The sequence below is a fragment of the Nautilia lithotrophica genome, assembly GCF_054656815.1.
Map to the genome: position 1 here is coordinate 706,821 of NZ_BAAHXN010000001.1, position 12,495 is coordinate 719,315.

Genomic DNA, 12,495 nt, shown 5'->3' on the forward strand with positions numbered 1-12,495 from the left:
TATTTTGTTGGGAATTGTATTATATAACTTTTATATGGATTTTTTTGATATTGAAAACGCGTTTGTAAAAATAGGTTCCGGATTAATCCTTTTCTTTACAACTATCATAATCATTAGATATATGTTTTTACTTTTTTTTTCTATCTTAAAATTAATCTTTAAATCATCAAGAAATATTGATTTAAAAACAATTTCAACAAATAAAAAAATCACAATTATCGTCCCTGCATATAATGAAGAGGTAGTAATTGAAACGTCAATAAAATCCCTATTGGAACAGACATACCCAAACTTGGAAATATTGATAGTAGATGACGGATCAAATGATCAGACTTATATCAAAGCAAAAAAATATGAGTTTGATACCGGCAACAGAAGTTTAAAGGTTTTAACAAAACCAAATGGAGGAAAAGCAAAAGCTATAAATCATGGTATATTAAATTCAAGTGGTTCTTTAATAATGGTTGTTGATGCCGATTCAAAATTAGATAAAAACGCGGCTCTTTTAATGAGTAGATATTTTGAAGACGAAGAAACAGCTGCGGTAGCAGGATCGGTATATGTGAGCAATCAAAACAATATATGGACTAAATTACAGGCTCTAGAATATATAGAAGGTCTTAATATGGTCCGTAACGGACAAGCTTTTTTAAAACTTGTTAATATTATTCCTGGACCTATAGGAATGTTCAGAAAAAAATCATTATATGATGTAGGACTTTATGACAGCGATACTTTTGCAGAAGATTGTGATGTAACATTAAAACTAATAGCAAAAGGCTATAAAATAGATTTTGAACCAGAAGCCGTTGCATACACTGAAGCTCCGGAAAATTTACTGGATCTCATAAAACAAAGATACAGATGGACAAGGGGAATACTGCAGGCAATTAAAAAACACAAATCCCTACTTTGGCATTTTAAAATAAACCCTGCTGCTTCTTTTACAATGTGGTATATGCTTTTTGAAGCAGTTTTCTGGCCTTTTATGGATATTTGGACAAATATGTTTATTATTTATGTTGCGCTTTCTTCCGGATTTAGCATATTAATTTTTTACTGGTGGAGTATGTTTACTATTTTAGATATAACGGGTGCATTATATTGCGTGCTTGTAACAGGTGAGAGAATTTCGTTAATATTTTATGCAATATATTACAGATTGTTTTTTATTCAGATAATAAACATAGCCAAAATTCTTTCTACATTTGAAGAATGGTTTGGTGTTGAAATGAGCTGGGGAAAACTAGAAAGGAAAGGAAACTTATGAATATTTTGTCTTTTTTGGCAATGATGATACTTATTATTACTATAATAACTCTTGTATTCGGACTAATTGCTTACTTTTTATATAAAAGCAGAGAATCACACAAAAAAAAATATGATAAAAAATTACATTATGAAGAGGTGTTAAATGAAACAGGCGATAAATACATATTCTTTGAAGAAGAATAAAATTAATCTGCTGCAGGTAATTATTGCTTTTTTAATAATAATCCTGATTTCCGGATATATCTTTTACCAACTGATCCCTAAAAATGAAAACAATTTTTTATTTTTTACAAAAAAACCTTCTAAAGTATATATATTATTATCTGAAGAAAATGAAATTTATTTAAATAAAATTAATTTATCAATCGATGCTTATGAAGACAAATTAAAACAACTCCAAAAAAAATTTTCCTCAATCGGAATAAATACAAAAACGATTACCGAAAATGATATTGATTCATTAAATAAAAACGATATTTTAATTGCTTTTGATATCTATTCAGTCTCTAAAAATACAATGCAAAAAATCAAAGATTTTCTAAACAGAGGCGGAAATTTCATTTTTAATTATCATTTCGGTTATTTTTTAGATAGCAAATTTGTAAAAGCCGAAAATATTGAAAACATTACTGGATTAAAATATTTTACCGAATCAAAATCAAAATCATCTTCAAATTTTTACACACCTAAAATACTATCACCTCTTTTACTTGGTTCAAACGGACAAAGACATGATCTTGTTTTATACTCAAACGACACTCTTCCATTATTTAAATCTAAATATATTCCTGATGCAATATTAACTAATTGGGAAATCACTTCTACTCCCATATTAGAAAATAAAATGCTTGATATTAAAGAATCGGGGATAATTTGGCATGGTTTTTATTCTAAAGGTAAATGGTTTTATTTTTCGTTTCCAAGTTATGTAATACTTGATATGCCAAAAGAACTATTTAAAAAATATTTCAACAATATAATAAACTTCATGACAGGTATAACCATCGCCAAATATCCTTTTTTAGACAGCAAAAACGCAGTTTTCATTTCAGAAGATACTGAATATAAATATACTAATATGATCAATTTTTCAATTTTGGCAAACAAATACAATATACCGGCAACCCTTTTTTGTGTAGCAAACTTGGCGCTTAAACATCCGGATATTACAAAAAAAGCTTCCGATTTACCAAATATTGAAATAGGATCACACAGCTATACCCATACAAAAATTCAAGGAGAACCTGAAAAAAAAGTATTAAAAGAAATAAAAGGTTCTAAAGAAGTTTTAGAAAAAATAACCGGTAAAAAAGTTTTCGGCTTTAGACCGCCAAGAGAAGAAATTGACCAAACGATGGAAAACATCTTAAGAGAATCCGGATACAAATATGTAATGGAAAAAACCAAACCTTATTTGCTTCCGACTTTCGAACATAAAAAATTAATCACAATCCCCCGTCATGGAACTGATGATTATATTTATTTAATGAACCTAAATTGGAATAAAAACAAGATTTTACAAAAAATAATTCAGGAAACTGAAATGCTTACGGCCCTAAATGCAATCTATACATTAAGCGTGCATACCCATTTATTAAGTTACAAATCAAACCTTGACGTTTCAAAAAGGTATTTTGAATTTTTAACAAAAAATAAAAAAATACGCCCATTCAAAGGAATAGAAATAGCAAACAGAATAGAATGGAAAAAAAATATATCCGTCTCTTTACAAACTCTTAATGGAAAAATATTTATATACATTAACAATAAAAATAAAATAAACATAAAAAACTTTTCATTCAGAATATATTGGCCTAATGCCAATAAAATCAGCATTTCACCTGAAATGTCAAATGTAAAAATTAAAATTATTGAAAATAACCTCAACAGAAAATACACAGATATAAGTATAAATTTAAAACCAAAATCAACCATTTCTCTTATAGTGAATGAAAATGAATAAATTTTTTTTAATAATACTTTTAGTAACGGATATATTCGCATTTTATTTAGGTGTAGGGGAATTTAGCGCGTGTCCTTCAAAAAACGGAAGCAGTTATTACAAACAATGTAAATATGAAAACCAAAAACCGCTATATTATTTTTTAAAAAAAGAAACTCCGAATGTAAACGCCATTTCAATATGGATTACGAGAAATTGGCAGGAAAACTGGTATCCTGCAAATATTATCAATAACTTTATAAAACAAGGTTATACGCCAATTTTTATTTTTTACTGGTTTGCGGATGACATCTCGCCTGAATTTGTTAAAAAAAACGAAAAACAATATTTCAACACGCTATTAAAATTCAAAAACTATCTTAAAAAAATAAAAGGAAAAAAATTAATTATCTTAAACCCGGAATATAATGAAAACGGAATGCATAATTCTAAAAAATTTGATTTGCTGCAGGCAAAATCCATATTGGAATTAAAAGAACTAAACAATATTTTAGTAGGAATCTGTCCTGGGGATTTTGGAAATTATAATGTTATATGGGATAATGTAAACTGGGATCAATATTCAAAATCTATGAATTTGAGTGCAAAAATTTCCGATTTTATAGCCTTTCAGGAAATGAGAGCACTTACCAAAAATTCAATGCAACAAATAACAGACACCCCTCTAAGGGCTCTTGCTTTTGCAACATATCTGCATAAAAAATATAACAAACCTACTTTTCTTGCATATCTTGCCGTTTCCAGCTATAAAAATGAAAAGTTACAACAAGAAGTATTTAAAAATTTTTCAAAACTATTACCTTTATTTAAACACTCTGCAAATTTAATTGGAATAAATATTTTTCATTATATCGATGTGCCTAATCATAAAGGTTTTTTTACGACTGCAGAAAAGTTTTTTGGTATAAAAAAAGCAAATGGAGAAAAAAAACCTGCCTTTTATGAATTTTTAAAATTTAAATAGTATTAATAATAATTTTAGCAAGTTCCAAAGCTTTACTTCTGTGTGAAATTGACTTTTTTATTTCATCATCCAATTCTCCTAAAGTTTTATCAAATCCGGAAGGAATAAACATTGGGTCATAACCAAATCCTTTATTACCTCTGGCCTCATTAATAACATTTCCCCTCATAAATCCATGTGTCGTATATATCCCATAAGGTGTTGCCAATGCTATGGCTGCTGTGTAAAAAGCCGGTGTAATTTTTATATTTCTTTTTTTAAGTTCATCAATCAATTTATAAAGGTTGTCTTTATCACTCGCATTTATTCCTGCAAATCTTGCGGAATAAATTCCGGGAATCCCGCCCAAAACAGGGACGCTTATACCACTATCATCTGCTAAAACTATGTTTCCGGGTAATTTTTCATATATTGCTTTTGCTTTAATAATTGCATTTTCTTTAAATGTTTTTCCGTTTTCCTCTATTTCAAAAGGTTCTATCATTTCTGAATAAGGTATTACTTCATAAGTATCAAAAAATCTTTTTATTTCTTTAATTTTACCTTTATTTGAACTAGCTACTATTATTTTCATATTAACCTCCAAAATCTATTAAAAACATACCGCAGAAACTTTTATTATCATATATTTCAACTCTAAATATATTACCTTTTTTATCCACCGCATATTTTTTTAATAAATCTTTTTTTGTTATTTTAATATATGATTCACTCTTTTTTGAGCTAAAACCTATTACGTTTACCCTTTTATCCGACAACACTTTAAAATATTTTTTTACTTTAACGATACTTGGTATTAATATTTCTTTTTTGATACCGTCTATTTCCAGATTTACTTTTTTTATTTTACAAAAATTTTTAAAATACTGAGGATACAATACCGCTCTTCTATGATATCCTTCATACAATACATAATAATTTTTTTCTTTAACTACCGCAACCAAAGGATTTATACTTTTATAGATTATATTTTTATCTGTTAATGGAAAATATCTTATAACTTTATCAATATTTTTAACAGGCAAAATAGTGTTGTTATTAATGTAAACATATTCTTCCTCTTTAAGAAGTTTTTTTATTGTGGAAATATTTAATGTAAAACTTCTTTTATATTCTATTCCCATCAGTTTCATAAACTCTTCTATAGCTCTTAACTGATAGTAAATTTTAGTAGGTAAATCTTTAATATTTTTACTTGTTTCTATTGCAAATGCTGGTTTTAAATGTGTAATAGCAAAATAGGTAAGCGAAAGACGCATCTGTTCGTCTTTGAATTTAGTTTGAGTGTTTTTAACATTAAAAAAGTGATAATTTTTTTGAAGATCAGTATTTAAATTACTGGAAACTTTTCTTGCAATTTCCCCTAAATTCCCAAATTTTTTAGATTTAATATTTTCTTGGTCTATAATACAGGTTTGTCCCCACGCCGCAGGGTTGAAAATAGAATTTTGCCATGAATCTCTATAAAATCCGTGTCCGTCATGCAAATTTAATATTAAATCTATTTTGGGATTTAATATTATTTTTTTAATGTCTTTAACTATATTATAATCTTTGTCATATTTGGCAATATACGCAAATTTTCTATTCATATCTCCGTATATTCCGCGTCTAAATTTTATAATTGAATCGAAATTAAGATTGGGAACTATCCAAAGAGAACCTTTAACGATTTTATAATATTTCACTAAAAAAGAAGGAGCGTAATATCCACCCGGTTCGTTACCATGTATTCCACCTATTACTAATAATGTATTTCCGGAAATTCCATCTTTTTTATAAAGAGAAAAATGAAGGTTTGCGGCATTTAAATAAATAAAAAAAATAAAAAAAAATACCTTTTTCATTATTTCTCCGCTATAATTTTTAAACCATTGCTAGTAAATTTTACATAAAGTTCTTTAGGACCTGTATATTTATAGGTTTTTGATATATATTTTTCAAACATATTTATTCTAAAAATTTTTTGATTGTTAATATTTTGATAAGGAACTATATCGATATCACTAAAATAAATTTCCACTTTTTGATGCTTTTTATTAGCAAACACTCTTTTTTTATAATTCAAAAATTGCTCTAAATTTGTTCCATCTGATTTTTTAAAAGTATCATCATAAAAATTTTTATATTCATTAAAATTATTTTCCCTCCAAGCTTTTCTCCATTTATAAATAAATGCCAAAATTTCTGCAATTTCATCTTTTGTTGCCGTTAAAGGGGTGTTTTCGCTTATAAGAAGATATGTGTTTTTATAATCAATCTCTTTTTTAAGTTTTTCAAGCATATGGTTATCCATTACAATACAGCCTTTGGTGCTGTTTTCATCTCGTTTTCCGTTTATTGGAACACCATGAATCCAAATTCCGTGCCCGTCTTTATTATTTATTCGGTCAAACAGATTCGGATATCCGGTTACAAAGGCAAAAGGTCCGTAAAAATCATCTACATTTTTTAGTATTGTTTTTAATTTATAAACACCTATAGGTGTCCTTAAATCACCTTCTTTAACTTTATCACCATCAAGCCCCGTTAAAACATTTACACTATCGATCAATTTAAAAGAATTTTTTTCTTTTTCAAAAATTTTTAATATTTTTTTAGATTTTATGCATACTAATATATCTTTATTTGATTCAAAATATCCCCATTTTACATCTTTATTTTCCAATTGTATAAGCCAGAACTTTTTACTTGTTAATTGTTTTTCAAAATATTGCGATATTACTTCTGGTCCTTTAAACCTATATAAATCAATTAAATTTTCTGCATATAACAAAGAGCTTAATAACAAAATAAAATTTACAATAAATGTTCTCAATCTCCACCTTTTTTTGGTGGAAATTATATCAAATAATTTCTTTGGGTTTACCGAAATAAAATCCTTGTGAACAATCTACTCCAAGCTTAGAAATTCGTTTATAAATTTCTTCATTTTCTACATATTCTGCTACTATTTTCATACCTCCTTTTTTAGCAAATGCAACCATTGTTTCAACTATCATTTGAGATTTTTTATCTGTCAAAATATTTTTTATTAAACTGCCATCAATTTTAAATCCGTTAACTTCAAAATTAAAAAGATAACTAAAATTAGAATATCCGCTCCCGAAATCATCAATAAATATTTTTACGCCCTTTTCTTTTAAAAACTTCATAAACTCTATTGCGGATTTAGATTCAGTAATATTTTCACTTTCGAGAAGTTCAAGAGTAATTCTTTCTGGATTAGAAAAATCCAATATAATATCACTTATAAATTTTCTTATTTTTTCATTCTCGAAATCCTCTAAATCAAGATTTAATGAAATTATTTCATTTCTATTTTGAAATTTTTCAAGAGCAATTTTAAATACTTTTTTTGTTATTTCCGGATATAAATTCGCACTTTTAGCAACGTCTAAAAAACTTCCCGGAAGATATAAATTTCCATTCTCATCCTCAATTCTTACGAGTGCTTCATACTTCACGATTTTTTTTGTTTTATTTTCAACTATAGGTTGATAATACACTTTAACTCTGTTGTTTTTAATGGCTTTCACCAAAATATTTAAAATTTTAAGGTTTTTTTCAAACTCTTTAATGGTGTCTTTTATATCACAGAAGCATAAACATTTTTCTTTTTTTCTTTTTGCATATTCTAATGCAATATCTGCTGTTGTCAAAAGATTCTCTTTTGCCTTGCTCATACCACATCTGAAAGTTAAAACAATTTCATTTTCATTAATATGATAAGGTTTTTCCAGCTCTTCTAAAATTTTTTTTACAAAAGTGAAATTTTCCTCTTTTTTTTCAAAAGGTAGCGGAAGAGCGAATTCATCAATATTGATATGATAAGCTTTTGAAAGTTTTTTTATCCTAAGTCCTATAAAATAAATTAATTTATCCCCTATTTCCTGTCCGAAATAATCATTTATTTCTCTAAAATTATTGATATTTAAAATTGCTAAATTAAATTTCTTTTTTTTTAAATCTTCAATAAGTTTTATTCTATTAGGAAGTTTAGTCAAGTCATTTATCAAATAACTTTTAATCATTTCATTTCTAAAATATATAATAGAGTTAACCGCGTTGTTAATCTCTTTTTTAAGTTTTTCAAACTCAACATATCTCATTTTGGTTTTTAAAGGCTCATAAATTCCTTTTTCTATTTTATTTTTAAAATAAACAAGTATAGAGTTTATATCTTCCCTGATAGTTTTCATATAATCATAAAAATAATATAAAGTAAATACAAGCGCAATACCTAATACGAAAAATATCCACATAAATGTTTGATTATATTTGTCTATTTGTTTTTTTATAGGTATTTTTGCTTCTAGAATTCCCATAAAGTCACCCAGTTTAAAACCACTAAAATGATTTCTTTTTATTCCGCCATGACATCGAACACATTCATTTTCTACAATCAATGGTCTATAATATACAAGAATATCTTCTTTTATTTGATAAAGTTCTTTTTTATTTTTTAATTCATTAATAAAACTTTTTTTAAAAGGTATAAATCCATTATTCAATAATGTATAGATTTTAAAATTAATTTTTGTTTTTTTACTATAAATTTTTATTATATCGGAGAAGCTGTTTTTATATAACATTTGTGAGTATTTCATAACAATTAATGAATCCGTAGCTGTTTTTGCTTTATCAATTTGATCGTTTATAAGTTGTTTGTAAATAATAAAATACAATATCACCAAAGCTGCAGTTGCGACAAATAAAGACAATACAATTATTTTAGCCATTTTAAAAAAAAGGTTGGTCATAATACACCTTTGGTGAACAATTATTCAGAAAAAAATTATAACATAATAGTGTAAAAAGAGAAGATTATAAGTATAACTTATACTTCTCCTAATCCGTATTTAATATGTTGTTCTTTTTTGTGTTTTGAAATCAGATATCTCCAATATAAAACCGGAACCACTACAACAGACAGAAGTGTAGAAGCAAGAACCCCGAAAATCAGCGCAACTGCAAGTCCCTGCCATACTGGGTCAAGTACGATAACAAACGATGCAAGAATAATTGCAAGTGCCGTTAAGATAATAGGTCTGAATCTTGTAGCCGCAGCTTCTATTACGGCTTCATTGATGCTTCTTCCCTGTTTTAATAGATCGTTCGTAAAGTCGATAAGCAACAGCGAGTTTCTAACAACAATACCGGCAAGAGCAATAAATCCGATCATACTTGTAGCGGTGAAATATGTTTTGCTTCCGAAAAACGCCAAAGTAATCCAGTTCATAATCGCGTGCCCTGGAAGCACCCCGATAAATGTTAAAGGAACAGCCGCAAGAACGATTCGTGGAACTCTGAAGTTTTTATAATACGCTACCATCAACAGATAAATAAGCACAACGGCAACACCAAATGCGCTTCCGAGGTCTCTGAATACGTCAAACGTCAGCTCCCATTCACCACCCCAGATAAGATCATACGTTTTACCTGTTTTTTCATCCACGGCTTTAAGGTTTAGTCTCGGATTTCCGTCGTATGTGATTTTATATCCCGGGATTCCTTTATCTTTAAGCTCACTGAATATATCAAGAAGTGCATATAGGCTTCCCCTTTTATCCATCTCACCCGTTACCATAACCATCGGACGTAAATCTTTAGAGGTAATCATGCCGTCATATGCAACAGGAACTACTTTAACCACCTCTTTTAGAGGAACAAGTCTGTGAGTAACCATTGACATTAGTTTGATTTTATCAAGAGCGTCGATAGAATCTCTTGCATTTTTTTCAAATCTGACAAAAATTCCCACCTGCTCTTTTTCACTCGGAATATGAGCCACACTAACAACCGCACCTTTTAATCCCATACCGAGTATTTTTGCTATCTGATCTGTAGAGATTCCAAGAAGTGCCGCTTTTTCTCTGTCAGGAATAATTTTATATTTTACAATTTCTCTATCTCTCATAATATCTATATCAACAACCCTGTCGGTATGTTTATATAGTTTTTCAATCTCTTCGGCCAGTTTAACTCTTCCGTTTTCATCACCGCCGAATACTTGCATAAGAAGTGTAGCAATAACCGGCGGTCCCGGAGGATCTTCTACAAGTTTGATGTTTGCATTGTGGAAACTACACTCTTTTTGAATAACTGGTCTTAAGCGTGAAACCATATCAATTGAGCTTTCTTTTCTGCCTTCTTCTTTAGGGAAAAGATTTACTCTGATTTCACCTATGTTTTCACCTCTTTTCATTGAACTACCTCTAAGAAGCCCATTGAAGTCCACTACCCCTGTGATTCCGATAAATTGCTCGAAATCTTTGATTTCTTTTTCTTTTGCAAGGATTGAAGCAACACAATCGCTCACTTCTTTTGTCGAATCGATCGAACTTCCTTTTGGCAGGTCTATTGTAATGTTAAATGTGTTTTTATTCGCACTAGGCAACATTTTAAACAGAACTATTTTAAATGCTGGAAGTGCCATAGAACCTAATAATAAAATAATAAGTCCCGTAAAGAATATCACTCTTTTTGGAGTTGATGTAAGTAAAGGATCTAATATTTTATGGAAAATTTTGTATGTTTTCGTTTTTCTGATGTCAAACGGCTCGTGATTTACTGAATGTTTGTGTTCTGGCAGAAATTTTACAGCCGCCCAAGGCGTAAACATATACGCAATCACAAGCGAAGCTATCATAGCAACAGGCACGTTAAACGGAATCGGCTGCATATAAGGCCCCATCATACCTGTTACGAAAAACATAGGAACGAAAGCTAAAATAATCGCAAGTGTCGCAATATTAGTAGGATTTCCGATTTCATTAGTCGCATATATTGCGGCATATTCACGAGGTTTGTCCCCGATTTCAAAGTGTCTATGGATATTTTCGATAACGATAATCGCACTGTCGACCAAAAGCCCTAATGAAAGTATCAGCGCAAAGAGTGTAATTCTGTTGATTGTCTGCCCTGCGAGCATCCCGATAAATAGTGTAACCGAAAGAATTAAAGGCACTGTAAACGCAACGATAAGTGCTTCTCTCCATCCAAGCATAATTATTAAAAGTATTACGATAATACCAAGAGATATCAACAGGTGATAAATAAGTTCGTTAACCGCATGGTTTGCTTTATTTCCGTCATTTCTTGTTACGAATATATCAACGTCTTTAGGAAGTGTTTTTTTAAGCTCTTCGGCTTTCTTGATTACGTCGTTTGCCACGAATACCGCATTTGTTCCTCTTTTTTTACCTATGAAAATCGTTACCTGATTTAGTTTTTCTCCTATAATTTTTTTATCTTCAAACGCTTTTCCGGCTTCGAAATATGTTTGATGTTTGTTTTGAAAATCAACACCGTCTTCAACTTTTGCTATATCTTTTATATAAATAGGTCTTCCCATATAGTTTGCGACAACAAGGTTTTCAACATCTTTTGTTGATTTTATAAATCCATCAAATTCTACAGGGATTGAATATTTTTTATTATCAACCCCTCCTAAAGGATAATCGACATTACTTCCTTGAAGAGCCATTGCAATTTGACCAAGAGACAAATGATAAGCAGCTAATTTTTCCGGGTTTATAATAATATTAAACTGCCTTTTATGCCCGCCTTTTATACCTATAATACTTACGTTTTTAACGGCGGCAAGAGGTGATAAAAGTCTTTGGGCGATTCTGTAAAGCTGTGCGTCGTTATATTTTTTACTTGATAACGCCAATGTAACGATAGGCACTTCATCTATATCGATCGGTTTAACCAACGGCTGCCAAACACCTTTTGGCAGTTTATCCATATTTTGCATAACCCTGTCGTATAGTTTGGAAATACTTCTTACTTTGTCCTGTCCTATTTTAAATCTAACAGTTACGATTCCGACACTATTCATTGCCATTCCGTATACATGTTTTACACCGGTCATGGCTTTAAGCGTTCTTTCAAGCGGATCAACTATTACGTTTTGAACTTCTTTAGAACTCGCACCAGGATATACAACCATTACGTTTGCAGCCGGCACGTCGATTTGCGGGTTTTCCTCACGAGGTGTGAAAAATACCGCAATTAGACCCATTAAAATAAGAGTTAGCGCAATTACGGGAGTTAAAGGATTTTTTAAAAACGTTCTTGCAAGTCTACCAGCAATATTTAGACTAAGTTCTTCTTCAATAGCTTCAAGCTCTTTTTCTTTAGCCCTGACTTCATCTTCCAATGCTTGAAGCTCGGCTTCTGTAGCTTTTAATTCATCAATAGAACAGCTACCACCCGCTTTTTTATTTTCAAGCTCTTTTTTCTTAGCTTCAATAGCTTCTTTTAATTTTTCAAGATGCTCCATACGCAC

At 29.7% G+C, this 12,495-nt stretch carries 9 protein-coding genes; 4 read left to right on the forward strand and 5 right to left on the reverse strand.

All coding sequences use genetic code 11. The features are described from left to right. The first annotated feature begins 34 nt into the window (after positions 1-34). From ACYQ19_RS03665 to ACYQ19_RS03680, 4 genes are read left to right on the forward strand one after another with little or no spacing between them, the layout of a single operon-like run. On the forward strand, positions 35-1,270 hold the full coding sequence (locus tag ACYQ19_RS03665; RefSeq protein WP_459978066.1) for a glycosyltransferase family 2 protein: 1,236 nt from the start codon (positions 35-37) through the stop codon (positions 1,268-1,270). Beyond that, on the forward strand, positions 1,267-1,455 hold the full coding sequence (locus tag ACYQ19_RS03670) for a hypothetical protein (protein WP_459978067.1): 189 nt from the start codon (positions 1,267-1,269) through the stop codon (positions 1,453-1,455). The genes ACYQ19_RS03665 and ACYQ19_RS03670 overlap by 4 nt, the downstream gene beginning before the upstream one ends. Beyond that, complete coding sequence (locus ACYQ19_RS03675) at positions 1,415-3,235, forward strand: polysaccharide deacetylase family protein (RefSeq protein WP_459978068.1); 1,821 nt, start codon at positions 1,415-1,417, stop codon at positions 3,233-3,235. The genes ACYQ19_RS03670 and ACYQ19_RS03675 overlap by 41 nt, the downstream gene beginning before the upstream one ends. Further along, complete coding sequence (locus ACYQ19_RS03680; protein WP_459978069.1) at positions 3,228-4,199, forward strand: hypothetical protein; 972 nt, start codon at positions 3,228-3,230, stop codon at positions 4,197-4,199. Before ACYQ19_RS03675 ends, ACYQ19_RS03680 begins: the two co-directional genes overlap by 8 nt. Here ACYQ19_RS03680 and rdgB read toward each other — a convergent pair. The 5 genes from rdgB to ACYQ19_RS03705 form a co-directional block, all read right to left on the reverse strand. Further along, a complete protein-coding gene (gene rdgB / locus ACYQ19_RS03685; RefSeq protein WP_459978070.1) occupies positions 4,192-4,773 on the reverse strand; it encodes an RdgB/HAM1 family non-canonical purine NTP pyrophosphatase in 582 nt (193 codons plus the stop codon). The genes ACYQ19_RS03680 and rdgB overlap by 8 nt on opposite strands. Before the next feature lies 1 nt (position 4,774). Beyond that, positions 4,775-6,046, reverse strand: a complete 1,272-nt coding sequence (locus tag ACYQ19_RS03690) for a M99 family carboxypeptidase catalytic domain-containing protein (RefSeq protein ID WP_459978071.1) — start codon at positions 6,044-6,046, stop codon at positions 4,775-4,777. Next, entirely contained in the window at positions 6,046-7,017 is a 972-nt protein-coding gene (locus ACYQ19_RS03695) for a L,D-transpeptidase family protein (protein WP_459978072.1), read from the reverse strand. The genes ACYQ19_RS03690 and ACYQ19_RS03695 overlap by 1 nt, the downstream gene beginning before the upstream one ends. A gap of 28 nt (positions 7,018-7,045) precedes the next feature. Continuing rightward, positions 7,046-8,962 (reverse strand): EAL domain-containing protein, encoded by a 1,917-nt coding sequence (locus ACYQ19_RS03700; protein ID WP_459978073.1) that lies wholly within the window; start codon positions 8,960-8,962, stop codon positions 7,046-7,048. 77 nt (positions 8,963-9,039) lie between these two features. Then, on the reverse strand, positions 9,040-12,489 hold the full coding sequence (locus ACYQ19_RS03705) for an efflux RND transporter permease subunit (RefSeq protein WP_459978074.1): 3,450 nt from the start codon (positions 12,487-12,489) through the stop codon (positions 9,040-9,042). Positions 12,490-12,495 lie beyond the last annotated feature (6 nt).